Source organism: Jiangella alba (genome assembly GCF_900106035.1).
GTDB lineage: Bacteria > Actinomycetota > Actinomycetes > Jiangellales > Jiangellaceae > Jiangella > Jiangella alba.
The window spans coordinates 1,007,723-1,033,139 of the sequence record NZ_FNUC01000004.1 but is presented as its reverse complement, the minus strand read 5'-3'; the positions used below and the strand labels follow the sequence as shown (position 1 = coordinate 1,033,139).

24 protein-coding genes and 1 pseudogene are annotated in these 25,417 nt (G+C 73.0%); 12 read left to right on the top strand and 13 right to left on the bottom strand.

Translation table 11 applies throughout. The features are described 5' to 3' along the window. Positions 1-24 precede the first annotated feature (24 nt). From BLV02_RS22615 to BLV02_RS22595, 5 genes are all read left to right on the top strand, one after another. Positions 25-636, top strand: a complete 612-nt coding sequence (locus tag BLV02_RS22615) for a PadR family transcriptional regulator (protein ID WP_069109494.1) — start codon at positions 25-27, stop codon at positions 634-636. Further along, on the top strand, positions 633-1,364 hold the full coding sequence (locus BLV02_RS22610; protein ID WP_069109495.1) for an ABC transporter ATP-binding protein: 732 nt from the start codon (positions 633-635) through the stop codon (positions 1,362-1,364). The genes BLV02_RS22615 and BLV02_RS22610 overlap by 4 nt, the downstream gene beginning before the upstream one ends. Then, positions 1,361-4,096 carry an FtsX-like permease family protein gene (locus BLV02_RS22605; protein WP_069109496.1) on the top strand — a complete coding sequence of 912 codons (2,736 nt, stop codon included), beginning with the start codon at positions 1,361-1,363 and terminating at the stop codon, positions 4,094-4,096. Before BLV02_RS22610 ends, BLV02_RS22605 begins: the two co-directional genes overlap by 4 nt. A 168-nt stretch (positions 4,097-4,264) precedes the next feature. Then, positions 4,265-4,843 (top strand): bacterial proteasome activator family protein, encoded by a 579-nt coding sequence (locus tag BLV02_RS22600; RefSeq protein WP_069109497.1) that lies wholly within the window; start codon positions 4,265-4,267, stop codon positions 4,841-4,843. Positions 4,844-4,845: 2 nt separating this feature from the next. Then, positions 4,846-5,280: a hypothetical protein gene (locus BLV02_RS22595; RefSeq protein ID WP_069109498.1), complete on the top strand. Its 435-nt coding sequence runs from the start codon at positions 4,846-4,848 to the stop codon at positions 5,278-5,280. A 9-nt stretch (positions 5,281-5,289) separates the two neighbouring features. Here the strand turns inward: BLV02_RS22595 and BLV02_RS22590 are convergent, their stop codons facing one another. From BLV02_RS22590 to pheA, 5 genes are all read right to left on the bottom strand, one after another. After that, positions 5,290-5,745: a DUF6918 family protein gene (locus tag BLV02_RS22590; protein ID WP_069109499.1), complete on the bottom strand. Its 456-nt coding sequence runs from the start codon at positions 5,743-5,745 to the stop codon at positions 5,290-5,292. Between the two features lie 168 nt (positions 5,746-5,913). Beyond that, complete coding sequence (locus BLV02_RS22585; protein WP_069109500.1) at positions 5,914-6,729, bottom strand: HAD family hydrolase; 816 nt, start codon at positions 6,727-6,729, stop codon at positions 5,914-5,916. Next, positions 6,726-7,988 (bottom strand): serine--tRNA ligase, encoded by a 1,263-nt coding sequence (serS, locus tag BLV02_RS22580; RefSeq protein ID WP_069109649.1) that lies wholly within the window; start codon positions 7,986-7,988, stop codon positions 6,726-6,728. The genes BLV02_RS22585 and serS overlap by 4 nt, the downstream gene beginning before the upstream one ends. A 71-nt stretch (positions 7,989-8,059) precedes the next feature. Then, complete coding sequence (locus BLV02_RS22575) at positions 8,060-8,335, bottom strand: GntR family transcriptional regulator (RefSeq protein ID WP_083288257.1); 276 nt, start codon at positions 8,333-8,335, stop codon at positions 8,060-8,062. Between the two features lie 132 nt (positions 8,336-8,467). After that, positions 8,468-9,403, bottom strand: a complete 936-nt coding sequence (gene pheA, locus BLV02_RS22570) for a prephenate dehydratase (RefSeq protein ID WP_069109501.1) — start codon at positions 9,401-9,403, stop codon at positions 8,468-8,470. A gap of 82 nt (positions 9,404-9,485) precedes the next feature. Between pheA and BLV02_RS22565 the strand changes: the two genes are divergently transcribed. Further along, the gene (locus BLV02_RS22565; protein ID WP_074946603.1) at positions 9,486-11,801 is read left to right on the top strand and encodes a hypothetical protein; all 2,316 of its coding nucleotides are present in this window, start codon (positions 9,486-9,488) and stop codon (positions 11,799-11,801) included. Here the strand turns inward: BLV02_RS22565 and BLV02_RS22560 are convergent. Together BLV02_RS22560 and BLV02_RS22555 are read right to left on the bottom strand one after the other, a co-directional pair. Continuing rightward, the gene (locus BLV02_RS22560; protein ID WP_069109503.1) at positions 11,793-12,614 is read right to left on the bottom strand and encodes an arylamine N-acetyltransferase family protein; all 822 of its coding nucleotides are present in this window, start codon (positions 12,612-12,614) and stop codon (positions 11,793-11,795) included. The two genes, BLV02_RS22565 and BLV02_RS22560, sit on opposite strands and share 9 nt — an antisense overlap. Further along, entirely contained in the window at positions 12,607-13,362 is a 756-nt protein-coding gene (locus BLV02_RS22555) for a glycosyltransferase (protein WP_083288258.1), read from the bottom strand. The genes BLV02_RS22560 and BLV02_RS22555 overlap by 8 nt, the downstream gene beginning before the upstream one ends. Positions 13,363-13,398: 36 nt before the next feature. Between BLV02_RS22555 and BLV02_RS22550 the strand changes: the two genes are divergently transcribed. Next, a complete protein-coding gene (locus tag BLV02_RS22550; RefSeq protein WP_069109505.1) occupies positions 13,399-14,625 on the top strand; it encodes an arginine deiminase in 1,227 nt (408 codons plus the stop codon). A gap of 203 nt (positions 14,626-14,828) precedes the next feature. Here BLV02_RS22550 and BLV02_RS22545 read toward each other — a convergent pair whose 3' ends face one another. Together BLV02_RS22545 and BLV02_RS22540 are read right to left on the bottom strand one after the other, a co-directional pair. Continuing rightward, a complete protein-coding gene (locus BLV02_RS22545; protein WP_069109506.1) occupies positions 14,829-15,746 on the bottom strand; it encodes a DUF5926 family protein in 918 nt (305 codons plus the stop codon). A 49-nt stretch (positions 15,747-15,795) separates the two neighbouring features. After that, the gene (locus tag BLV02_RS22540) at positions 15,796-16,236 is read right to left on the bottom strand and encodes an ATP-binding protein (protein ID WP_069109507.1); all 441 of its coding nucleotides are present in this window, start codon (positions 16,234-16,236) and stop codon (positions 15,796-15,798) included. Positions 16,237-16,758: 522 nt separating this feature from the next. Between BLV02_RS22540 and BLV02_RS22535 the strand changes: the two genes are divergently transcribed. After that, positions 16,759-18,051, top strand: coding sequence for a globin domain-containing protein (locus BLV02_RS22535; protein ID WP_171906647.1), 1,293 nt, complete (start codon positions 16,759-16,761; stop codon positions 18,049-18,051). Between the two features lie 49 nt (positions 18,052-18,100). On the opposite strand, the gene BLV02_RS22530 is transcribed toward BLV02_RS22535, so the two are convergent. The 4 genes and pseudogenes from BLV02_RS22530 to BLV02_RS22520 all read right to left on the bottom strand — a co-directional run bounded on the left by BLV02_RS22530 (position 18,101) and on the right by BLV02_RS22520 (position 22,027). Further along, entirely contained in the window at positions 18,101-18,517 is a 417-nt protein-coding gene (locus BLV02_RS22530) for a hypothetical protein (protein WP_069109508.1), read from the bottom strand. A 46-nt stretch (positions 18,518-18,563) separates the two neighbouring features. Continuing rightward, on the bottom strand, positions 18,564-19,760 hold the full coding sequence (locus tag BLV02_RS22525; RefSeq protein WP_069109509.1) for an AAA family ATPase: 1,197 nt from the start codon (positions 19,758-19,760) through the stop codon (positions 18,564-18,566). Between the two features lie 80 nt (positions 19,761-19,840). Beyond that, a pseudogene (locus tag BLV02_RS38360) lies at positions 19,841-20,075 on the bottom strand (VOC family protein); the annotation flags it as partial. 95 nt (positions 20,076-20,170) lie between these two features. Continuing rightward, complete coding sequence (locus BLV02_RS22520) at positions 20,171-22,027, bottom strand: CocE/NonD family hydrolase (protein WP_171906648.1); 1,857 nt, start codon at positions 22,025-22,027, stop codon at positions 20,171-20,173. A gap of 60 nt (positions 22,028-22,087) precedes the next feature. On the opposite strand from BLV02_RS22520, the gene BLV02_RS22515 reads away from it, so the two are divergent. The 4 genes from BLV02_RS22515 (at position 22,088) to BLV02_RS22500 (ending at position 25,411) form a co-directional block, all read left to right on the top strand. Next, complete coding sequence (locus tag BLV02_RS22515) at positions 22,088-22,879, top strand: helix-turn-helix domain-containing protein (protein ID WP_069109511.1); 792 nt, start codon at positions 22,088-22,090, stop codon at positions 22,877-22,879. A gap of 65 nt (positions 22,880-22,944) precedes the next feature. Further along, a complete protein-coding gene (locus BLV02_RS22510) occupies positions 22,945-23,493 on the top strand; it encodes a TIGR03086 family metal-binding protein (RefSeq protein ID WP_069109512.1) in 549 nt (182 codons plus the stop codon). 19 nt (positions 23,494-23,512) lie between these two features. Further along, the gene (locus BLV02_RS22505; RefSeq protein WP_069109513.1) at positions 23,513-23,917 is read left to right on the top strand and encodes a pilus assembly protein CpaE; all 405 of its coding nucleotides are present in this window, start codon (positions 23,513-23,515) and stop codon (positions 23,915-23,917) included. A 63-nt stretch (positions 23,918-23,980) separates the two neighbouring features. Beyond that, entirely contained in the window at positions 23,981-25,411 is a 1,431-nt protein-coding gene (locus BLV02_RS22500; protein WP_083288262.1) for a PTS ascorbate transporter subunit IIC, read from the top strand. Positions 25,412-25,417 lie beyond the last annotated feature (6 nt).

The following is a 25,417-nucleotide window of genomic DNA, read 5'->3' as shown; positions in this document are numbered from 1 at the left end:
ACTGGGTATGCATACTTGGTAGCCATGTCGATTCGTCACGGTCTGCTGGCGTTGCTGGAGCGGTCCCCGATGTACGGCTACCAGTTGCGCCACGAATTCGAACGGTCCACCGGCGCCACCTGGCCGCTGAACGTCGGTCAGGTGTACACCACGCTGGCCCGGCTGGAACGCGACGGGCTGGTGGAGCAGACCGGTGAGTCCGACGAGGACGGCAAGGTCGTCTATCGCCTCACCGACGCCGGGCATGCGGAGCTGACCGGCTGGTTCGCCACGCCGCTCGGCGGCAGCGATCGGCCCCGCGACGAGCTGGCGATCAAGGTGGCGCTCGCGCTGACGACGCCCGGTGTCGACGTGCGGGCGGTGTTGCAGACGCAGCGGACGGCGACGCTGCGGCATCTGCAGGAGCTGACCCGGCTCAAGGCGGTCGCCGACGGGTCCGAGGACACCGCGTGGCTGCTGGTGCTCGACTCCATGATCTTCCGGGCCGAGGCCGAGGTGCGCTGGCTCGACCACTCCGAGACCCGGCTGGCGCGGCTGGCCACGGCGCCCCGCCCGGCCACCCCCGGCGTCCCGGCCGCCCCGGCGAACCCGGCCGGCGCCCGCGCGGACGAGACCGATCGGACCGTGCGGCGATGACCACCGACCCGGTCCTCGACCTGCGCGCCGTCGACCGCGTGCACGGCGACGGCGCCACGGCGGTGCACGCGCTGAGCGATGTCAGCCTGACGCTGCGGGCCGGCGAGCTGATCGCCGTCATGGGCCCGTCCGGCTCGGGGAAGAGCACGCTCCTGCACCTCGCCGGCGGCCTCGACGTCCCGACCAGCGGCGCCGTCCTCGTCGAGGGCACCGACCTCGCCACGCTGAGCCGCGCCGAGCTGGCCGCCGTCCGCCGTCGCAGCCTCGGCTACGTCTTCCAGGACCTCAACCTCATCCCCGCGCTGACCGCCGCCGAGAACGTCGCCCTCCCCCGCGAGCTGGACGGCGTCCGCGTCCGGGCCGCCCGGGCCGAGGCGCTGGAGGCGCTGGCCGAGGTGGGCGTCGGCGACCTCGCCGACCGGTTCCCCGACGAGATGTCCGGCGGGCAGCAGCAGCGGGTCGCCATCGCCCGCGCGCTGATCGGGCCGCGGCGGCTGGTGCTGGCCGACGAACCCACCGGCGCGCTCGACTCCCAGACCGGCGAGGACGTGCTGCGGGTGCTGCGCGCACGCTGCGACGCCGGCGCGTCCGGGCTGCTGGTGACGCACGAGGCCCGGCACGCCGCCTGGGCCGACCGCGTCGTGTTCCTGCGCGACGGCGCGCTGGTCGACGACACCGGCGCCGCGCCGCCGCCCGAGGTGTTGCTGACCGCGGACGGGTTCGGGTGAGGCGTCCCGGGCGCGGATGGCGGCCCGCGCTGCGGATCGCCCGGCGGCAGGTCCGCCGCAACCTCGGCCGTTCGTTGCTGATCGCGGTGCTGGTGGGGCTCCCGGTGGCGGGCGCGACCATCGCCGACGTCCTGTACCGCAGCGCCGACTCCCCTGAGCGCACCGCCTACTCGCGCATGGGCGACGCCGACGCGATCATCGAGGTCACGCCGTGGGCCGAGCTCGCGCTGCCCGCCAACGGCCTGCTGCCTATGGTCGACATGTGGTTCAACGCGATCCCGGACAACCAGCCGGACCGCGACGCCGCCGGCGTCGACCTGCCCGCGCTGCTCCCCGCGGGCACCGTCCTGGAGCCCGAGCGCCGCATCCAGAGCATCCGGCCGCGCGACGGCGACACCGTGCTGCGCGGCGTCATGCTCGACATCGGGACGCAGGGCGGCCCGCTGACCGACCACGCGTTCCGGCTCGACGGCGGCCGCTGGCCGGAGGCGCGCGACGAGGTCGTGGTGACGTCGCAGCTGGCCGAGCGGCTGGACCTCCTCGACGACGGCGAGCTGCGGCCCGACGCCACGGTGACGTTCGACGACGGTCCGCAGGTGCGCGTCACGGGCCTGGTCGTCGACCCGTTCTACCTCGACGACCAGGTGGTCAGCGCCGCGCCGGGCTCGGTCGCCGCCGAGTACGCGGCCACGTTGGAGACCGGCTGGGGCGAGCTGTCCTTCACCGGCGGCGAGGCCTATCTGGCCGACCTCCCGGCCGGGACCGACGTCGACGAGCTCGGCCGGCTGCTGGCCGCCGACGGTGTCGGCCTGATGCCGCGCGACGCCGTCGCTGACCCGGACCAGTTCTACGAGACCGGCGGCGGGCCGACCGCCTACCAGCTGCAGCAGGCGGCGCTCGTCGCGCTCGTCGTCGGCCTGGGACTGCTGGAGGTCGTGCTGCTGGCCGGCGCCGCGTTCGCCGTCGGCGCCCGGCGGCAGGTCCGCGAGATCGGCCTGCTGGTCTCCGGCGGCGCCTCCGCGGCGCAGGTGCGGCGGACGGTGCTGGCCCAGGGCCTGGTGCTCGGCGTCATCGGCGCGGTGCTGGGGGTGGTCGCCGGCGCGCTGCTGGTGCCGGCGGTGGCGCCGCTGTGGGAGTGGTATCTCGGCGAGCTGATCGACGACTGGACGTTCGGCTGGGTCGAGCTGGTCGTGGCCGCCGCCGTCGGCGTGCTGTCCGGGGTGGCCGCCGCCGTGGTGCCGGCCATCGGCGCCGCCCGGATGAAGCCGGTCGACGCGCTGGCGGCGCGGTTCCGGACCACGCGGGTGGCGGCGCGGCTGCCGCTGGTCGGGCTCGTGCTGTTCGTCGTCGGCGCCGGCGGTGCGCTGATCGCCAGCCGCATCATGTCCGGGAACCTGGCCGACTACGGACGTCAGCTGGAGCAGCTCTCCGGCACCGGCGCGTACGTCAACCAGCCCTCGACGGCGCCCTACATCGCCATCCAGCTGGCCGGTGCGCTGGTGGCGACGGCCGGCCTCGTCGTGCTGCTGCCCGGGCTGATCTCCGCGCTGGCCCGCGGCGCGCACCGGCTGGGCCTCTCGGCGCGGCTGGCCGTCCGCGACGCCGCCCGGCACCGGCACCGCACGGCGCCGGCGGTCGCGGCCATCGCGATCGTCGTGGCGGGGTCGACGGCGGTCGCGTTCGGCGCCGGCGGCTCGGCCAAGGCCGACGAGCTGCGCTACACGCCGATGCTGCCCGACAACGTCATCCGCATCGACGTCGACTGGTACGAGCTACCCGCAGACGAGGCCGTAGCCCAGCTCGGCGCCGCCGAGGAGGCGGCCGCCAGGACCCTGCCCGGCGCCGCTGTGCACCGGCTCACCGAGGCGACGCTGCAGTTCGCGGCCGATGAGTCCTACAACGTCGCGTGGCTGCACGGGTCACCCGAGTGCGACGGCTGCGCGGGGTGGAGCGGATCTGTGTCGGCCGCCGTCGCCGACCCCGCCGTCATGGCCGCCGCCGGGGGCGGCCCGCCCGACCAGGCCGTGCTCGACGCCGTCGCCGGCGGCGCCATGGTCGTCTACGACCACGCGTTCCTCGTGGCCGGCGATGACGTCGTCGTCGACACCTATCCCGCTGACGGCGAGCTGGTGCCGGTCCGCTTCCCCGGGCACGTGGCCGAGCGCGAGCTCGCCTACTCAGGCCTGCCGGGGGCGTTCGCCTCGGCGGAGACGTTGACCGCGAAGGGATTCGAGCTGCGCACGACCGGCAGCATCGTCACGTTCGATGAGGCCACGCCCGAGCAGCTCGACGCTGCTCTGCAGGCCATCGAGTCGGCCGGCGCGTGGGCCTCCGTCGAGACCCCGTTCGAGTCCGAACGCGACCCCGCGGTGCTGGCGCTCACCGCCGGCGCGGCGTTCGTGACGCTGGTCGGCGTGGCGATCGCGGTCTCGCTGGCGGCCGCCGAAGGGCGGGCCGACCTCGCCACCCTGGCCGCCGTCGGCGCACCGCCGCGGCGCCGGCGCGGGCTGGCTGGGGCGCAGGCGTTGGTCGTGGGCGGAATCGGCGTACTGATCGGGTCCGGATTGGGTATCTATTTCGCGTATCTGGTGTGGCCGGCGCTCGGAGCGCCGGACTTCATCTGGGCTTGGGACAGCCTCGTCCTCACCGGCGTCGCCGTCCCCGTCCTGGCCGTCCTCGTCGCGGTGGTCTTCACCCCGAGTCGGTTGCCGATGATCAGGAGGGTCGAGTGAACAGCACGACAATGCGCCGCGCGCGTCAGGCCGCGCGGCGCCGGACGCTGGAGCTGCTCGCCCTGCGCAGGGCCGAGGCCGCCGGCCGGCGCCCGGCGGAACGACGGACCGTGCGTCAAGTTCGACCCGGAGGTGTCGAGAGGGGGACCGAGGGGTGAAGATGGTGCCATGACGGAGCCCAACCAGAACGCCGAGTCCCACGACACCCACGAGGACGACGAGCAGCGCGTCGTCGTCGTCGGCCCTGGCGGCATGGCCGTCGAGTCCGCGCCCGGTGGTCAGGAGGAGCAGCGCTCGCTCACCGACCTCGTCGAGCAGCCGGCCAAGGTCATGCGCATCGGCAGCATGATCAAGCAGCTCCTCGACGAGGTGAAGGCCGCGCCGCTCGACGAAGCGAGCCGCCGCCGGCTGGGCGAGATCCACCGGGCCTCCATCGACGAGCTCGAGGACGGCCTGGCGCCTGAGCTGGTCGACGAGCTCGAGCGGCTCGCGCTCCCCTTCGACGACGACAACGTGCCCACCGACGCCGAGCTGCGGGTCGCGCAGGCCCAGCTGGTCGGCTGGCTGGAGGGGCTGTTCCACGGCATCCAGACCACGCTGTTCGCGCAGCAGATGGCGGCGCGGGCGCAGCTCGAGCAGATGCGCCGGGCGCTGCCTCCGGGCGTGCAGCTGGCGCCCGGCCAGGCGATGCCGGGCCAGCAGGGGCCCGACGAGGGCGACCAACGCGGCAGCGGGATGTACCTCTGACGATGCCGGCGGGCGATCCGCTGCTCGAGCGGATCGCCGCGGCGGTCGCCGTCGGCCACACCGAGTCGCGCACGACGGCGCGCACGCTCCTGACCGAGCTGTGGGAGTCGGTGGCCACGCCGCTGCACCGTTGCGTGGTGGCGCACCACCTCGCCGACCTCCAGGACGACGTGGCGGCCGAACTGGAGTGGGATCTGCGCGCGCTCGCGGCGGCGGACGGGTTCGACGCCCGCGGATTCGGGGCGTCGCTGCAGCTCAACGTCGCCGACGCCTACCGTCGGCTGGGCGATCTCACGGCGGCGCGGTCGCACCAGGCGCTCGCCCTGGCCGCCTGTTCCGAGCTGGAGGACGACGGCTACGGCCGGATGATCACGGCCGGGGTGGCCCGCCTGGCCGAGCAGCTCGACGACGTCGGGGCTGCTCGGCCGCGCGGGTGAGTGAGCTCGTCAGGCGGCGGTGCGGGCGTGGCTCTCGATGACGCTGGCGAGTCGCGGCAGCGCCTCTTCGACGTGCTTCTGCGCCTGCGGACGCAGCTTGCCGTAGACCTTCTTGACGCTGTCGCGCTGCGACGCCGCGGCGCGTGCGTCGGACACCCCGAGCAGGGCGTCGGCCACCTCGGTGCGGCGGCCCTCGAAGTAGTCGGCGAGCGAGCCGCCGCCCGTGGCCTGGAAGTCGGCGTAGAACGGCTCGGCCCGCTCGACGAAGGAGTCGAGCATGTTGTCGATGGTCTCCGGGACGAACCCGGAGTTGATCTTCTTCAGGACCGCGTAGCCGCCCTTGACGGCCATCCCCGAGACGCCGCTCTTGTCGGAGACCTCGGCGTCGACGAGCTGGTGGAGATCCTTGACGACGGCGGGCCGGCGGGCCGGGTCGAGAAGGATCTCGCGGAGTGTGTCAGCCATGTGGGAAGTGCCCCTCAGTATCGATTTCTTTTCAGATGTGACGGATGTGCTCCGCCACTGTAGAACACGAAGATCGGTGCGGCGAAGAGCGGTATTTGTCCGGTTTGGTGCGCGTGCGGTCTCGTGGGATCAGAGTGATCGGAGTGACGCCGGTTCGGCGAACGCCCTCTACTCCGGAGCGGGGAAGTAGGCCTCGAGGAGCGCGGCCAGGCCGTTGGACTCCACGTCCCCGCAGACGGTGTCGGCGACGGCCTTGACGTCGTCCGGGGCCTGGCCCATCGCGACGCCGACGGCGGCCCAGCGCAGCATCTCGAGGTCGTTGTGACCGTCGCCGACGGCGAGCGCGTCGGAGGCCGTCACGCCGAGGCGGGTGGCCACCTTGGCCAGCCCGGACGCCTTCGAGACGCCGACCGGCATGATGTCGAGCCACGCCGTGAAGCCGATGGCGTAGTCGACGCTGGGCAGGCCGGAGTCGCGGGCGATGTCGCGCAGCCGGTCGCGGTCGCCGTTGGGCCAGCGCACCACCAGCCGCGTGACCGGCTTGGCGACCAGTTGGTCGTGCGGGACGACGGTGGTGTCGCCGTCGAGGTCGCCGGCCGGGAACTCGCCGGTGACGCGGTAGCCGCGGCCCAGCTCCTCGACCGCCAGAACGGCGTCGGGGATGGTGGCGGTGAAGTAGCGGACGGTGTCGGTGATGTCGAACGACTCGATCTCGACCGGCGCCCGCATCGCGACGTCGACCACCACCGCGCCGTTCGAGCAGACCGCGTAGCCGTCCTTGAGCCCGAGCAGGTCGAGCAGCGGCAGCGTCGAGTGCATCGACCGCCCGGTCGCGACGACGACGTGCGCGCCGGCGTCGCGCGCCCGCCGCACCGCGTCGACGACGGGTGGCCGGGGCGGCTGGTGCGCCTCGGCGTACGTGACCAGCGTGCCGTCGACGTCGAGCGCCACGAGCTCCGGGCGCCACCCCTGGGGCAGCGTCACGTCGCGACCGGCGTCAGCAGCTCGCGTCCGCCGAGGAACGGCCGCAGCGCCTTCGGCACGTACACCGAGCCGTCGGGCTGCTGGTGGTTCTCGAGCAGCGCCACGATCCACCGGGTGGTGGCCAGCGTGCCGTTGAGCGTCGCGACCGGACGGGTGCCGGCGTCGGTGCGCTCGCGGACGCCGAGCCGCCGGGCCTGGAACGTGGTGCAGTTCGACGTGGACGTCAGCTCCAGGTAGCGCTGCTGCGACGGTAGCCACGCCTCGCAGTCGAACTTGCGGGCCGCGCTGGACCCGAGGTCGCCCGCGGCGACGTCGATGACGCGGTACGGCAGCTCCATGTCGCCCAGCATCTGCTCCTCCCACCCGAGCAGACGCGCGTGCTCGTCGGCCGCGTCCTCCTCGTGGCAGTAGCAGAACATCTCGACCTTGTGGAACTGGTGAACGCGGATGATCCCGCGGGTGTCCTTTCCGTAGGAACCCGCTTCGCGGCGGTAGCAGGCCGACCAGCCGGCGTAGCGCAGCGGCCCGTCGGAGAGGTCGACGATCTCGTCGGCGTGGTAGCCGGCCAGCGCGACCTCGCTGGTGCCGACGAGGTAGAGGTCGTCGGCATCGATGCGGTAGATCTCGTCGGCGTGCGCGCCGAGGAAGCCGGTGCCGGCCATGATCTCGGGCCGCACCAGCGTGGGCGTGATGACCGGGGTGAACCCGGCGGCGACGGCCGTGGCCATGCCGTGGTTGAGGATGGCCAGCTCGAGCTGCGCGCCCACCCCCGTGAGGAAATAGAACCGGGCGCCCGACACCTTCGCCCCGCGCTCGGTGTCGATGGCGCGCAGCCCCTCGCCCAGCTCGAGGTGGTCGCGGACCTTCTCCAGCGACGGCTTGTCGCCCACCTCGCGGAGCACGGTGTAGTCGTCCTCGCCGCCCGCGGGCACGCCGTCGAGGACGAGGTTCGACGGCACCCGCGCCAGCTCGTCGAGCTTCGACTGCGCGTCGTCGGCGGCCGCCTCGGCGCTCTTCACCGCGGCCGCGAGCTCGCGGGTGGTGGCGAGCAGCTGCTGCTTCTCGTCGGGCGCGGCCTTCGGGATGAGCTTGCCCAGGCGCTTCTGCTCCGCGCGCAGCCGCTCGAACTCGGCCAGGGAGGACCGGCGCGACTCGTCGGCGGCGAGCAACTCGTCGACGACGGTCTCGCTCTCGCCGCGCGCTCGCTGCGAGGCGCGGACACGGTCGGGGTCTTCCCGGATCAGGCGCAGATCTAGCACCACCCGAGGGTATCGGGCCGGGACGCGGGAGCGCGCGGGGGTTTCGGGCGGACGCCTGCCGCGGGCGGCGTCTAGCCGGACCGCTCCGTGCCATCGTCGGCCGGCGGCGGGCCGATGACGAAGGTGCCCTTGACCGGCACCGTCCGCACGACGCCACGTTCGCGAAGGACGCCGAGCGCGCGGCGGATCGTCGTGAGCGAGACGCCGTAGATCCCGACCATCTCGTTCTCGCCGGGGAGCCGGCCACCGGCAGACGGACGGCCGGCTCTGATCTCGTCCGCCAGGAAGTCGGCCAACTGAACGTAGACGGTCGTGTCTGACGTGTAGTCCGGCACGAATTCGGGCACGAGGCCGGAATCCAGGTCACCGGTTCGCGCTGGTCAGCGTAGGGACGCGTCGGTACGCGTTGCATAGCACGCGGGGTCCGAAGCCGGGCGCCGGGCGGGCAGTCGGGCGGGGTGCGGGAGCGCGCGGGGGTTTCATCCGCGCAGCTGTGCCAGCCACTCCGCGGCGTCGGTGAAGTCGCTGTTCGACGTGCCGGGGAGGACGGGCGGGCGGACGCCGTCGGCGCGGGGGTAGGAGCCGAGGAAGCGCACCGTGGCGCACACCCGGCGCAGGCCCATCATCGCCTCGCCGACGCGGGCGTCGGCGACGTGGCCCTCGACGTCGATGGCGAAGCAGTAGCGGCCCATGCCGTTGCCGGTGGGCCGCGACTCGATGCGGGTGAGGTTCACGCCCCGGGCGGAGAACTGCTCGAGGATCTCGAGCAGCGCGCCGGGGTGGTCGTCGCGGATGAAGGCGACGAGGGTGGTCTTGTCGGAGCCCGTCGGCCGGCCCGGCCGCCCCGGCGGCGTGACGAGGACGAAGCGGGTGACGGCGTCGGAGTCTTCGCCGATGTCGACGGCGAGGGCGTCGAGGCCATAGCGCTCGCCGGCCAGCGGCGCGGCGATGGCGGCGTCGGCGACGGTGCCGTCGGGGCCGGGCGTGCGGTTGGCGACCGATGCGGCTGCGGCGGCCGTGGACGGGCCGAGGGAGATGACGGCGTCGGGCAGCTTCGCCGTGACCCACGCGCGGCACTGCGCCTCGGCCACCGGGTGCGTGACGATGCGCCGGATGCCGGCGAGGTCCGTACCGGGGCGGGCGAGCAGCGTGAACGTGACCGGCAGCAGCACCTCGGCGGTGATGGCGAGCGGCTCGCCGCGGATCAGCTCGTCGAGCGTGGCGTTGACCGACCCTTCGACGGAGTTCTCGACGGGGACGACGGCGCCGGAGACCTCGCCGGTACGCACGGCGTTGATGGCGGCGTGCACCGTGGGCGACGGCTCCAGCGTCGCGCCGGCCAGGGCGGGAAACCGCAGGGCGGCCGCCTCGGTGAACGTCGCCTCCGGGCCGAGATAGGCGTAGCGATCGGTCATGTTCAGAAGACTAGTGTGTCAGCCTGGCCACAATTAGCGCCGTCGTTGGCGTGAGATCGGCCCGCTACGGATACGGTCGTGCATGATGGACGTGGAGCGCGCAGGCAGCACCGGCACGCATCCCGGCGCCGAACGGCACCGGGTGCGGGCGGTCCGGACTCGCCTCGCCGGGCTTCTCGTGGCCCTGCTCGCGGTCCTCGCCCCGCTCCTCACGGCGTCGCCCGCGGCCGCCGAGACGCCGGAGCCGGCCACCACGTCCGACCCGCAGCAGCGCGTCGTCCTCCTCGGCATCCCGGGCCTGTCGTGGCCCGACATCACCCCCGAGGGCATGCCGACGCTCTACGACATGGCGGGTTCCGAGGCGGCCGGATCGCTGACGGTGCGCACCGTCCGCACCCGCACCTGTGTGGTCGACGGCTGGCTGACGGTGAGCTCGGGGCGCCGCTCCACCGACCTCCACGACATCGACGCCGACGGCGGCGGCGACCGCTTCTGCCGCCAGCCGCCGGAGCCCACGTCCGCGCCCGACGGGCCGGGCGTCGTCGTGCCGGGCTGGGAACTGCTGCAGCAGCAACAGGACGACAACTCCTACAACGCCGAGATCGGCCTGCTCGGCGACCGCCTGGCCGAGGCCGGCGTGTGCGCCACGGCGGTCGGCCCGGGCGCGGCGATGGCGCTGGCCGACTCCACCGGCCGGGTCGCGTCGTACCACCAGAGCTCCGGCGACATCGGCGCCGGGCTGCTGAACCAGTGCCCGGTCACGGTCATCGACCTCGGCGGGCTGTCGAACCCGGCGCCGAACGGCAGCGACGAGCTCGCCGACCAAGCCGCCCTCGACGCCCGCGCGCAGACCGCGGCCGCCATCGACCAGCAGGTCAAGCGCATCATCGACCAGCTGCCGCCCGACACCGCGCTGATGATCGCGGGCCTGTCCGACAGCGTCGGCACCACCATCCCGCTGCCGGACGAGCCGACGCCGATCCCGCCGGCCGGGCTGCGCGCCGCGCTCGCCCTGGGTCCCATCGCCGACGGCGGCACGTTCGGGCCGAACTGGCTCACGTCGTCGTCCACGCTGTGGCCGGGTCTGGTGCAGCTGACCGACATCGCGCCGACGCTGCTCGCCTACGCCGGCGTCGAGGACCCCGCGAAGGACGTCGTCGGGCGGCCGTGGCGGGCGGCCGGCCCGCACCCGGGCAGCTCCGCGGGCACGGTGTCCGAACTGATCGGCGTCGACCGCGCGTCGGCGATCTACCGCGACCAGTCCGGGCCGTTCTTCCAGATCCTCGGCGGGCTGCTGGTGGTCGTGTGCGCGGCGGCCCTGCTGGCGCTGCTGCGCGGCGTCTCGTTCCGCCCGGCCGTCCTGCGCGTCGTGCAGGTGGTGGCCGTGCTCGTGGCGGCCGCGCCGGTGGCGTCGTACCTCGCCAACATCACCCGGTGGTGGCGCTACGACCAGCCGAACACCGTGCTGTGGACGTCGATCGTGGTCAGCACGCTGGTGCTGACCATCGTCGCGCTGGCCGGGCCGTGGCGGCGCCGTGCCTACGGTCCGCCGGGCGTGGTGGCCGGGGTGACGGCGACGGTGCTGGCGGTCGACGTCGCCAGCGGGTCGAGCCTGCAGCAGTCCAGCCTGCTGGGGCTCTCGCCGCTGGTGGCCGGCCGCTTCTACGGCTTCGGCAACATCCCGTTCGCGATCTTCGTGGTGGCCAGCCTGGTGGCCGCGGCGGCGCTGGGCCAGTGGCTGCTCGACATCGGCAAGTCCCGGCGCTTCGCCGCGGGCGCGGTGGCCGCCGTCGGCATGATCGCCGTGGTCATCGACGGCGCGCCGCAGGCCGGCGCCGACGTCGGCGGCATCCTGGCCGCGATCCCCGGCTTCGCCGTCCTCGTGCTCGGCACCCTCGGCGCCCGCATCACCATCGCGAAGCTGGCGCTCGCCGCGCTCGGCGCGACGGCGCTGTTCGGGCTGTTCGCGTTCCTCGACTGGCTGCGCCCGCCCGGCTCGCGCACCCACTTCGGCAGCTTCTTCGCCGACCTGCTCTCCGGCGACGCCCTGACGGTGATCTTCCGCAAGGCCGAGGCGTCGCTCGGCACGCTGGAACGCTGGCCGATCTACGGCTGGCTGGTGCCGCTGGCCTACCTGCTGATCCTGTGGCTGATCCGCCCCGACGGCGAGAACGCGGTCACCCGCACGGTGCAGCACTGGTCGCTGTTCCGGTACCTGGTGTGGGCGGCGCTGCTGACCGGCGCGGCCGGGTTCGCCGCCAACGACTCCGGCATCATCGTGCCGGCGCTGCTGCTGACGGTGGGCGTGCCGCTGGGCATGGCCGCGGTCGCGGCGTCGCAGGGCCCGACGCCGGCGCCGTCACCGGCCGAGCGCGAGCTGCTGACGCCGTCACCCTAGGGCGGCGACGCGCTCCAGCAGCCGGGCCAGCTCGTCCGCGCCGAGCGGCACCTCGAGCACCCGCAGCCACTCGGCCAGCTCGCCGTCGCGCAGGTCGCGGTGCTCCGTGGCCTCGCCGGGACGGCGGATGGTCACCGTGCGGTGGGTGACCATGACGTGCCGGCCGGGCAGGTGCTTGCCGACCATGAGGCCGGTGCGGAAGTGGATGCCGGGGAACGTGCTGGTGTAGTGGTGCGCCATGACGACGTCGATCGGCTTCACGTCGTACTCGTCCGTCGTGTGCGCCAGCTCCCAGCCCGCCTCGCGGTAGCGCTGCAGCCCCCAGAGGCCGGGGCCGGCGCTGACGACGCGGTACGGCCAGCCGTCCTGGTCGGACTCGGCGCCGTCGGCCAGCGGCGTCGGCCGCAGCAGGCCCATGCCGAACCCCGGATCGCAGAGCAACCGCTCACCGTCCAGCACGACCTCGACGACCATGTGGCTGCGGCCCTGCTGGGTGCCGGCCGCGGGGTCGCCGACGCGGCCGAGGTGCCGGACGACGTCGTAGCCGAGCCGTTGCAGCGCCGCGGCGACGATGGTCGAGTGCTCGAAGCAGTAGCCGCCGCGGCCGCGGCCGGCGAACTTCTCCTGGATGGCGGGCAGCCCCACCCCAGCATGCTGGTCGAGCAGCACGTCGATGTTGTCGAAGGTGAACGTGCGGACGTGCGCCTCGTGCAGCTTGTCCAAGGCGTCCCGGCTCGGCGGGCGCTGCGCGATGCCCAGCCGCGTCAGGTAGCCGGCGAGGTCGAGCCGGTCGGTCTCCCAGGCGTCAGACACGGCGGAACCGGGCCGGGGCGGACGGGCGGATGCCGCGGGTGACCAGCGCACGCATGACGTGGGCGTACTGCTTGCCGCGGTGCAGCTGGGCCTTGAGGTCGGTGCCGGTGACGCGGTGATGGAACTCGACGTCGACCTCGACGACGCGGAAGCCGGCCCGCAGCAGGTCGATGGTGAGGCCGGTCTCGACGCCGAACCCCTCAGCCAGCGGCAGCGCGGCCTCGAACGCGGCCCGGGTGAGGCAGCGCTGGCCGGACAGCGGCTGCGTGGCCGTCCAGCCGGTGGCCCGCTCGATGCCGGTGCGGGCGAGGTCGACCACGAGGCCGCGGCCGCCGCCCTCGGTGCGCTGGGCGGGCAGCACGCCGATGGTCATGTCAGCCTCGCCGGTCAGCACCGGGCCGATCAGCGGCAGTGCGTTGCCCGCCGTCGACTCGAGGTCGGCGTCGAGGAAGAGCAGCGCGCGCGGCGCCGTGCGGCCGGCCTCGCGTGCCTCGATGGCGGCCAGCGCCGTGGCGCCGGTCTCCATGGCGGCGGCCTTGCCGCGGTTGCGGGCGTGCCCGACGACGATGGCGCCGGCCTCGGTGGCCGTGGCGGCCGTGCGGTCGGCGGAGCCGTCGTCGACCACGACGACGAGATCGACCCCCGGGATGCTCTTCGTGGCCTCGACGGTGGCCGCGATGCGGTCCTGTTCGTCCTTGGCCGGGATGATCGCGGCGACGCCGTCGGCCCGGGGGTCCTCGGTGGTCATGGGCGCCAAGCTTAGGGGCTGTAGCCTCAGCTCTCGATGACAACGTCCGCGTCCACCACCGTCGACGCCGCCGACTCCGAGGTCGGGCGGCTGCGCACCGTCATGCTGCACCGGCCCGGTCCGGAGCTGAAGCGGCTCACGCCGCGCAACAACGACAAGCTGCTGTTCGACGGCGTCCCGTGGGTGGGCCGCGCGCAGGACGAGCACGACGCGTTCGCCGGCACGCTGCGCGACCACGGCGTCGAGGTGCTCTACCTCGCCGACCTGCTGACACAGACGCTGTCCGGCGACGACGCCCGGCACGAGTGCGTCGAGGCGGCGCTGTCCGACCCGCGGCACGGCGACACCCTGCGCGACGTGCTCCGGTCGCACCTCGGCGGGCTGCACCCCGACGACCTCGCCCAGGTGCTCATGGCCGGGCTCGCACACGAGGAACTGCGGTCCGGCCGCGGGCTGACCTACCGGCTGATGGACCCGCACGACTTCGTCATCGACCCGCTGCCGAACCTGTTGTTCACCCGCGACTCCAGCGTGCGCATCGGCGACCACGTCGCCGTCACCAGCCTCGCCATGGCCGCACGGCGCCGCGAGACCAGTCTGACCTCGGCGATCTACCGGCACCACCCGCGCTTCGCCGGGGTGCCGGAGGTGTACGGCCCGCAGCTGGAGAACCTCGAGGGCGGCGACGTGCTGCTGCTCGGGCCCGGTGTCGTCGCGGTCGGCACCGGCGAGCGCACCACGCCGGCCGGCGTCGAGCGGCTGGCCCGCAACGTGCTGAGCGGCGGCCTCGCGCACACCGTCCTGGCCGTCCCGATCGCGCAGGACCGCGCCACGATGCACCTCGACACCGTCCTCACGATGGTCGACCACGACGCGATCGTCATGTACCCGAACGTCGCCGACGAGTTGACGGCGGTCGCGCTGCGGTGGTCCGGCGACGACCTCGTCGTCGACCCCGAGCCGGCGCCGTTCGTCGAGGCGGCCGCGGCGGCCATGGGCATCGACGCGCTGCGCATCGTCGAGACCGGCCTCGACCCCGTCACCGCCGAGCGCGAGCAGTGGGACGACGGCAACAACACGCTGGCCATCGGGCCGCGGCTGGCCGTCGCCTACGAGCGCAACATCGAGACCAATGCCCGGCTCGAGGACGCCGGCATCGAGGTGCTGCGCATCGCCGGCAGCGAGCTGGGCTCCGGCCGGGGCGGACCGCGGTGTATGTCGTGCCCGATCCGCCGCGACTCCGCGGAGCCGAGCCCTAGCTGACGCCGGTGTACTTCGCGCCACGGCACTGTTTCGACAACGGTACAGACCGGTCGAGACCGGAACGTAACGGAATGAATCTCAAGAAGTCGCCAATCGGTGGAACTTCTACCCCTGGTAGGCGGTAAGCTCCAAAGAGGCCCCGGTCGCTCGTGTTCCCCCGTCGTGAGCGGTCGGGGTCTTCTCTGCGCCGGGGTCCGGCGACGTCAGCGGATGGTCACCTGACGGTTCGCGAGGCCGGCCCGAGCGCGGCGCTGCTCGGACGTCAGCGGCGCCTTCTCGGCCACCGCCGCGGCCAGCCGTTCGCCCAGCGCGGCGGCGGGTTCCTCGACGGCGTCGGCGGGCGTGCCGTCGACCAGATCCCAGACCGGGACGAGCAGACCGGCGGCGCGGAAGGTGCCGAGCAGCCGGGTGCCCTCGCCGAGGGTGTCGTCGCCGCCGGCGTGCAGCCGGGCCAGCCCGTCCAGCAGCGGCTCCTCGTCGTACGGGAGCACCCAGCGGACCTGGTCGCGGTCGCCGAGGCTGCACCAGTAGGCCGCCTCGACCGACGTCAGCCTGGCCGCCGGAACGACGGCCGAATTGGCCTCCTCGAGCGCCGCCTTGGCATCCGATGCGGCATCCGACTCGGGATCCAACCAGTAGTCGAATCCGTCGTGAACCGTCACCTGGAATTCCGCGTCGGTGTCGATGAGATCGTGCAGCCGCGGCGTGCTGGACGTACGCGGCTCAGGACTCACCGTCGAGCCGGGCTCGGCCTCGAGCGCCGCGGCCAGCGTGTGGCCGAGATCGGCGGCGGGGTCGCCGGTGGACGTCATGGTCTGCAGCGCCAGCAGGATCTCGCCGCTCTCGCGCACCAGCGCCGGGAACGCGCCCGGCAGCAGCGTGCAGACGAGGACGGAGCGGTCGTCGCCGGAGGCCAGCCGCAGCGGCGCCGTCGCGGCGGACACGATCTCGCGCATGGCCACCCAGTCGCACTCGCCCGGCAGCCCGGCGAAGGGGCGGACGACGTACTGCCGCTCGGCGTCGCGGGCCTTCTTGCCGTGGCAGGCCTTGTAGCGCTTGCCCGAACCGCACGGGCAGGGCTGGCGGGGGCCGACGACGGGAACTTCGGTAGTGGCACTCACGACAGGCGAGGGTAGCCGGTTCCGGCCGCCGGGTGTGAGCCGGACGGCGTCAGGTGCCGGAGTTCCACGGGCCGACGACGGCGTGCACCGTCACCCGGCCGGGCTCGGAGCGCACCCGCCACTCGCGGGCGATGGCGTCGACGATGGACAGCCCGCGGCCTTGGTCTTCGGTGGACGTGGGCTGGCGCACCCGCGGGCGCTCGGAGCCGCCGCCGTCGCTGACCTCGATGAGGACGTCGTCGCCCAGGACCGCCCACTGCAGCACGACCCCGGTGCGGGTGCCGCTGAGTGGCAGCGGCTGGGCGTGCAGGATGGCGTTGGTGACGAGCTCGGTGACGACGATGAGCGCGTTCTCGATGACCGTGGGCGAGACGTTGGTGTTGCGAAGGTCTTCGGCGACCAGGTGGCGAGCGTGCGGCACGTTGCTGACCTCACCGGTCAGCTCGACGGAGCGTGCGCTGTTGGATCGGGCCTCACGCCTCGTGGCCACGACTCGACCCACTGGTTGATCTCCCTTCACCGGACCCACGCCACCCGCATCCAGTGGTGCCCACTGCACGACTCTGCCAAACCTCCCGACAGTGAACCATTCGCCACCCGATCACGTCCATATGTTGAGATGTGACTTCTCCGGTTCTCCGGTTTCGCGGCCGACTGTGCAGGTGGCCGGGCTATGACCGTCACACCGTTGATCACCAGCGCGTTTACCTGATCTTGCGCTGCCGATGGGCGCGCGGGCCGGTGATCGGGATGCCCACATCGCACGGATATGTCCGGCCGTGGCTCTTCCTTCCGTGCCGAAGTGGCGGATCGACCGCTAGGTTAGGGCGGGGCGGAGAGGATGACGATGTGGACTCACTCCCGGTCTTCGGGACAACGTGGGGCGGAAGGGGATCGGACCGGGGGAGCGTCGGGCGACGCCATGGTCGACGCTACCGGCGACGACGTACCCGGCCGTGCCGACACACGCGGCAACGTGTCGTGGTTCGAACCCGGCGTTCCAGTATCACCGGTGCAAGGGCGGCAGAACGGCGCGGCCGCGGTTGCGGATGCCGGCCAGGAGAGTGACACTCGGTCGGGTCCGGCCGGTGAGGACGTCCCGTCACCCGACGGCACGTCAGGAGCCGGCGCGGCAGCAGGTACCGAGGCAGAGCCGGAGCGAGCACTGGAACCTCAGCCAGCCAACACCACAGGTCTCGACGAAGAGGCGCTGCGGGAGAGCCTGATCATCGTCGAGGACCACCTCGACACGGTCGGCTCCGACTTCTATGCGCAGCTGTTCACCATCGCGCCGGAGACGCGCGAGCTGTTCGGCGCGGGCATGGCGGTGCAGCGGTCGCGACTCGTCGGCGCGCTGGTGCGCATCGTCGGCAACGCCGGCGACCGCGAGTCGCTGCAGCCCTACCTCGAAGGGCTCGGCCGCGACCACCGCAAGTTCGGCGTCATCGACCAGCATTACGCGCCCGTCGGCACGGCGCTCATCCTCGCCGTCCGCCGCTCGCTCGGCGACGCGTGGACGCCGCGGCACGAGAAGGCGTGGATCGACGCCTACGACTACATCGCCGGCATCATGGTCGGCGCCGCCCGTCGCGACGCCGTCATCTCGCCGCCGTGGTGGGACGCCGAGGTCGTGTACCACCGGCGCATCCTCGACGACCTCGCGATCATGCAGGTCAGGCCGCACACGGACTATCCGTACCGGCCCGGCCAGTACGCGTACGTCACCACGCCGCGGCGGCCGAAGATCTGGCGGGCCTACTCCATGGCCTCCGCACCGCGCGACGACGGCCTGCTCGAGTTCCACGTGCGCACCGTCGGCGCGGGCTGGGTCAGCAGCGCGCTGGTCTGGCGCACCGAGCCAGGCGACGTCCTGCACCTCGGCGCGCCGCAGGGCCACGACGTCGCCACGCCGCGGTCCGAGCACGACCTGCTCTGCATCACCGGCGGCACCGGCATCGCGCCCGTACTGGCCACGCTGCAGGAGCTCGAGCAGCGCCAGGACGGCCGCCGCGTCCACGTGTTCTACGCCGGGCGCGACCGCGACCACCTGTACGCGCTGCCGCACCTCGAGTCCATCGGCGTGCGCTACCGGCGGCTGACCGTCGTCCCGGTGGTGTCGCCGGACGGGCCGACCGACCGCAGCCCCGACCTCATGGGCAACATCGTCTCCGCCTACGGCGACTGGCGAAAGCACCGCGTCTACGTGGCCGGACCGACGGGCATGGTCTCGACCAGCCTCGAACGGCTCCAGCAGCAGGGCGTGCCCGACGAGCAGATCGTCGTCGACGATTACGGTCTCTGGTGAGGTCTAGGGCTTTCTAGCTCTGAGGCTAGATACCGCTAGAAGGCCCGATTCACCTGTCGCCGACGCCGCGCTCGTGCAGGGCGTCGGCGAGCGCCCGGCTGACCTTCGCCGCGCCGGTGACGGTCTTCGGCGACATGGCGCCCAGGGTGCCGGGCGGGCACGGGCCGATCAGCTCCGCGCCCGCGCTCTCGCGGATGACGATCTGCGAGAGGGCGTCGGGGAGCTTGCTCAGCTGCGCGAACCCGTAGATGTACGCGGAGCCCGCCGCGGACTCCAGCCGGACCGTCCGGGTTCTCGTCAGCCGGGCCGTGAGCGCGGCGACGTCGGACTCGAGGTCGGTGCCGTTCTTGCCCTGGAGGCGGACGACCCCGTCGCGGACGGTGAGGACGCGCATGCCGCCGAGCGGGGCGAACCTGCTGCGCTTGAACCCGACGATCGCGACGAGGGGGATGGCGACGTCGTTCATCGGCCCATCATCGGCGCGACCCGCTGCCCGGGCAACCCGGTGTACGTCAGACGGTGGCGTGTTTGCGCAGGTAGATGCCGAAATGGGGGACGGTGAACGCGATGGTGCCGCGCTCGGCGGAGTAGACCAGCCCCTTCTTGATCAGGGAGTCGCGGGCCGGCGACAGCGACGACGGCTTGCGGCCGAGGTAGGTCGCGACGTCCGAGGTGGGGACGACGCCGTGGGTGTGGTCGGACAGCGCGGCCATGGCGCGCAGGTACTCGCGTTCGGCCGGGGTGGCCCGCTCGTAGCGCGAGCCGAAGAAGCCGACCGCCAGCTCGGCCTCGGCCTCCGGCGCGGCCATGCGGACGTCGTCGGCGCCGATGGGGTCGGTGGGCGCGTTGTCCCACGTCACCTTGCCGTAGGCCTGCACGAAGTACGGGTAGCCCTCGGTTGCCGCGTACAGCGCGTCGAGTGCCGCCGCGTCGTACGCGACGCCTTCGTCCTCGGCCGGCGCGACCAGTGCGCGGTCGGCGGCCTCGCGGTCCAGCCGGTCGATGCGCACGTACCGGAACAGCCGCTCGGAGTACGACTTCGACGCCGACAGGACGGCTGGCAGGTGCGGCAGCCCCGCCCCGACGACGACCAGCGGCAGGCCCTGCTGAGACAGCTCGTGGCAGGCGGCGCACAGCGCGGACACGTCCGGCGCGGGGATGTCCTGCATCTCGTCGACGAACAGCGCGATGCCCACCCCGACGTCGCGGGCGACCCCGGCGGCGTCGACCAGCAGCTCGACGAGGTCGACCTCGATGTCGCCGGTGTCGGCCCGTCCCGTCGCCGCGGGCGCGTCGATGCCCGGTTGCCAGCGGTCGCGCAGCTTCGCGTCGTCGCCGGCCGAGCGCAGCGCGAACGCCTTCAGCACGCCGAGGAAGCCGTCGACGCGGTCGGGGTCGCGGTGCCGCGGGGTCAGCTCGCGCACCGCCATGTGCAGCGCGCTGGCCAGCGGGCGGCGCAGCGACTGGTCGGGCCGCGCCTCGATCTTCCCGGTGCCCCACATACGCCCGATGGCCTGCGACCGCAGCGCGTTCAGCAGCACCGTCTTGCCGACGCCGCGCAGCCCGGTGAGCACCAGCGACCGCTCGGGCCGGCCCCGTGCGATGCGCTCCAGCACGACGTCGAACTGCTGCAGCTCGCGGTCGCGGCCGGCCAGCTCGGGCGGACGCTGACCGGCGCCGGGAGCGTAGGGATTGCGCACCGGGTCCATGATCGGACTCTATGGTGTCGTCTAGCGGTATCCGTAGATTTCGCTAGACGACACCATAGGCGTGTCGCGAACCGGGCGAATCAGGTGTGCTGGTTGATCCTGATCTGGTTGCCGAACGGGTCGCGCAGCGTGCAGTTGATGCCGTACGGCTGCTCGGTCGGCTCCTGGGTGAACTCCACGCCCCTGGGCCGACAGCTCCGCGAACGCCTTGTGGCAGTCGTCGGTGGTGAGCACGCACACCACGCCGAGCGCTCCCTTCGTCAGCACGTCCCGGACCTGACCGGCGACCTCCTCGCTGAGCGCGGGCGGGCCGGGCAGCGCGGGGATGTCGAGCGGCTCGGCGAAGGGCCGGTCGATCGCGTCGCAGGCGCGCAGCAACCGGCGGTTGGCGTCCTCCGTCGGGCTCAGCCTCACTCGTCGAGAGTACGTCCCACCACCGGCAGCTCGACGGACGTCCGGGCGAGGTCGACGGTGACGGTGGGCAGCTGGCTGGGCGCCCCGGACCGCCAGGCGTCGGTGCCGGCGAGGATCAGCCCGATGCGGTGGCCGGCCGGCACGACGTGGTCCATGGCGGTGAGGTCGAACGTGATGGTCTGCGCCCGACCGGGCCGCAGCGGCAGCTGCCGCCACAGCGTCGCCCAGTGGCCGAGGTCGCCGGTGCCGCTGGCGAGCACGTGGTGGTCGACGTCCTGGAGGGAGAGGGCGGTGTCGAGGTAGCAGGCGCTGTCGGACGGCGTGCTCTCGCCCCAGCAGGACCGGGTCTCGAGGTTCTCGATGCCCCAGCCCGGGTTGAGGTAGTCGTGGACGGTCGCCGGCCCGTAGTCGACCAGCGCCGCCGATACCACCGCCTCGGACGTCGTCGACGACGCGCGCACCGTCACCGACGCGGAGCCGGACAGCCGCAGCTCCGACTCCAGCGGCTCGGTCCGGAAGAGGACGCGGGCCGGCGACGGCTGGTCCGGGTCGGCGGCCCACACCCAGCGGTCCTGCTCGGGGTCGTCGGTGTAGGCGGCGGTGTCGCCGGCCGGCGCCGTCGCGGTCGACAGGAGGCCCGGTGACGACGGGTGCAGCGCGACGTCGCGGGCGCCCGCGGCCGGCCAGCCGGCCTCGTCGGTCCACGAGCCGGGGGCGTGTTCGACCGACACCATCGGCTCGTCGTCGATGCCGTTGTCGATGTCGAGCAGCCAGCGGTCGAACCAGCGGTGCAGCGTCTGGACCCAGCGTTCGCGGTCGAAGTCGAACGGGTCGACGTGGCCGGCCTGGGTCAGCCACAGCTTGCGCGGCACGTCGGCCTCGGACAGCGCGTCCCACCAGCGGGCGAGGTGGTCCGACGGCACCGCCTGGTCGGTGAACCCGTGCACCAGGAAGACGCTCGCCTCGACGTCGTCGGCGCGGCGGGTGTAGTCGCGCTCGGCCCAGTACCGCGTCCAGTTGCCGTCGTCGTCGAATCGGGTCTCGAGGTCCTGGAAGAACGGTTCGCACAGCTCGTAGGCCCGCGGCGTCAGCAGGTTCGGCGGGCCGCTGCGCAGCGGCGCGTAGCCGCCCCAGGCGCCGTTCGCGTTGTGCTGGTGGTAGTACGAGCTGACGGCGCCGATGGGCACGATGGTGCGCAGCCCCTCGACCCCCAGGGTGGCCACGCCGTTGGCGACGGTGCCGTCGGCGGACTTGCCGATCATGCCGACCGCGCCAGTCGACCACCCCGCGTCGGCGGTGTCGTCGCCGGTGGCCGACGTGTACGCGGTGGCGCGGCCGTTCAGCCAGTCGATGACGGCGGCGCTGGCACCGGTCATGGCCGGGCCACCGCCGTCCGGACAGCTCGTCGACCGGTTCGTCCCCAGGTCGTCGACCAGCGCGACGGCGTACCCGCGGGGCACGAAGTAGTTGTCGTAGTAGAGCGGGAACCCGACCGGCTCGCCGTTCTCGTCGTACGTCTTGCGCTGCGCCTCGTTGCCGCGGCCGCAGCACAGGTAGTACGGGCTGGTGTCCATGATGACGGGGACCCGCTGGCCGGCCGCGGCGGGCTCGGCCGGCCGGACGATGTCGACCGCCACGCGGTCCGCCTCGCCGTCGGCGTCGAGGTCGGTTCCGAGGTTGACCCACACCGACTCGCGGATGGCGTCGGCGTACGAGTACACCGGCTGCGTGACGCCGTCCTCCAGCACGAACGCCGGGGCGGGTTCGGCCCGGGCGACACCGGCGAGTGCGCCGGCCGTGGTCGCGGCCACGAGGAGGGGAACGGACAGACGGCGCAATCGTCGCGTCACCATGATCATGGAACCTACCGGACGCCGCTCGGGTCTGTCAGTGCTCCGGCCTAGGCTGGCGATATGGCCTGGTACCGCCCCGTTGCCGTCGCGCCCGAGCTGCGCGACGCGCTGGTGTGCGGGTGGACGGCCGAGGTCGACGGCGTCGAGTTGCTGGTGCCCGACGGCTGCGTCGACGTCATGTGGCTGGCCGACGGGCGGGTGGTCGTGTGCGGTCCCGAGACGTCGGCCTGGCCGGTCGTGCTGCCGAAGGGCACGGAAGCGGTCGGCGTGCGGTTCCGGCCGGGTGTCGCGCCCGGGCTGCTCGGCACGCCGGCGCACCTGCTGCTCGACACCCGGGTCGGGCTCGACGACGTCCTCGGCCGCGGTGCGCGGGCGCTGGCCCGCGAGGTCACCGACGCCGGGTCGGCCGACGCCCGGCTCGGCCTCCTGACCACGGCGGCGCAGGGCTGGCTCTACGACAACGACGGCCCCGACCCCCTGGCGTTGTGGACGGTGCGGGTGCTGAGCCGGCGCTCCAGCAGCGTCGCCGAGCTCGCCGACGGCGCCGGGCTCACCGACCGCCAGTTGCAGCGCCGCAGCCGGGCCGCGTTCGGCTACCCGCCGTCCATGCTGCGGGTCATCCTGCGGTTGCAGCGGTTCATGGCGCTGGCCCGCGCGCCCGGCAACGCGCACCTCGGCCTCGCCGAACTGGCCCACCTCGCCGGCTACAGCGACCAAGCGCACCTCTCGCACGACTGCCGCCGCATCGCGTCCAGCACGCCCAGCGAGCTGCTGCAGAGCCAGGTCCCCGACTGGCACGGCCCCGGCTCGGTGGTCGACGACGCGCCGGTGCCGGCCGGACAGGCGGCCTGAGCGGCGGCGCACCCGATGTCCGATCCGTACAAGCGCCGGTCCCGCCGTCGCGGCACAGTGGACGTATGACCGACATCGCTGACCGCTACCGCCGGCTGGCCGCCACGCTCACCAGCCGCATCGAGTCCGTCCCGGCCGATCGCTGGGAGTCGCCGTCGCCGTGCGAGGGCTGGACCACCCGCGACGTCGTCGCCCACCTCGTCGACTGGCACCGCGACGTCGCGAAGCTCGGCGGCCTCACGCTGCCCGACGGCCCACCCGCCGCCGCCGACCCCGTCGCCGCCTGGACGCACACCCGCGACGCCATGCAGGACCTCCTCGACGATCCGGAGCGCGCGAACACCCCGTACGAGGGTATGTTCGGCCCGACCACGGTGGCCGCCACGGCCGACCAGTTCCTCGGCTTCGACCTCGTCGTGCACGGCTGGGACATCGCCCGCGGCGCCGGCCTCGACGACACCATCCCGCCCGACGACGTCGCCGACCTGCTGCCGATGGTCGAGAAACTGGGCGACAACCTGCGCCGCCCCGGCGTCTGCGGCCCCGAGGTCCCCGTGCCCGACGACGCCGACGACCAGACCAAGCTGCTCGGCCTCCTCGGCCGCCGCCGCTGAACGGGGTCACAATGGGGGCATGATCTCCGTCGAGCTGGCTCGGAAGCTGCGCGAGGCGGGGCTGCGCTGGGAGCCCCGTCCGGGCGACCGATTCGTCATCGCCGACCGCGGCATGGACGACGAGGTGTTCGTGGTCTCCCACATGGTCGTCGACGTGCACGAGTTCCCCAGCGGCGGCCGGGTGCTGGGCTTCAACGGCACGGTCGAGTGGGCGCTGGACAGCGTCGAGCAGGAGGCGGCGCTCTGGCTGCCGAGCGAGGAACGGCTGCGCGAGCTGCTGGGCGGCGCGTTCACCGGGCTGCGCCGCGCCGACGACGGCTACCGGCTGACGCTCGACGTCGGCGGGCGGCGGGTCGAGGTCGACGACGAACGGGCCGAGGAGGCGTACGGCAAGGCGTTGCTGTACCTCGCCACGGGCGATTGACGGTAGGGTCGCGCGCAACGACACGGGGGGCGTCCGAGCGCCGAGATCCTGGAGACCCCACCCGTGGACGTTCTCGAGTTCATCGCGACCAACCTGTTCAACGAGGTATCGGTCCTCATCGGCCTGATCACGGCCATCGGCCTGCTGTTGCAGCGCAAGCCGGTCGAGGACGTCGTCGGCGGCGCGATCAGGGCGACGATCGGCATCATCATCCTGTTCATCGGCATCGACGTGTTCGTCGGCGGGCTGGCGTCGTTCCAGGCGATCGTCTCCAGCGCGGTCGGCCTGGACCCGCCGTCGTCGAGCAACACGCTGGACGAGTTCCTGGGCACCCACGGCAGCGACATCGCGCTGGTCATCACGCTCGGCTTCGTGGTGCACCTGGTGCTGGTCCGGGTGCTGCGGACCCGCTACGTGTACCTCACCGGGCACCTGCTGTTCTGGATGGCCGTCGTCATCACGGCGTCGCTGGTGCAGGTGTTCGGCGAGCTGGACCGCTGGCAGCTGGTGCTGGTCGGCTCGGTCGTGGCCGGCTGCTACTGGACCGTCCAGCCGCTGTTCATCGCGCCGATGATGCGCCGCGTCATCGGCTCCGACGACTGGGGCTACGGGCACACCAGCTCGTCGGTGGCGTGGCTGAGCGGGAAGCTGGCGCCGCTCGTCGGCAACCCCGAGCGCGACGACGTCGAGCAGGTGAAGGTGCCGAAGCGGCTGTCCTTCTTCAAGGACGTCACGGTGTCGACGGCGGTGGTCATCGGGGTGATCATGCTGGCCGGGCTGGCGTTCGCCGACGGCGGCGTGGTCGACGCGCAGGCCGCGGCGTACGACCCGGAGATCAACCCGTGGGTGTGGGGCATCATCGCGGCGCTGCGGTTCGCGGCGGGCATCGCGATCCTGCTCTACGGCGTGCGGATGTTCCTGGCCGAGATCGTGCCGGCGTTCACCGGCATCAGCGAGAAGGCGATCCCCGGCTCGCGTCCCGCCCTGGACGCGCCGACGATCTTCCCGGTGGCGCCGACGGCGGTCATGGTCGGCTTCCTGTCGACGACGGTGACGTTCCTCGTGCTGATGGGGGTGTTCGCGGCGGCCGGCTGGTTCGTCCTGGTGCCGCCGATGATCATGTTGTTCTTCGTCGGCGCGGGCGCGGCGGTGTTCGGCAACGCGTTCGGCGGCTGGCGCGGCGCCGTGCTGGCCGGCGTCGTCGCCGGGGTGTCGCTGGCGTTCGGCCAGTGGCTCGGCTGGAACCTGCTGTCCGACACAGCGCCGGAGCTGGCCACGCTGGCCGACCCGGACTGGTACCTGATGATCCTGCTGCTGCTCGGGCTGGGCGAGCTGTTCTCCGGGTTCGGCGACAACGGCGTGCTGCTGGCCGGCCTGGTCGTCGTCGCCGTCTTCGGGGTGTGGACGTGGTTCCTCAAGCGTCTGCAACGCCGCGACGACGCGCGCCTGGCAGCGTCGAATGATGAACGATCCGAAGTGTCGAGAGAACGGTGAATTCCC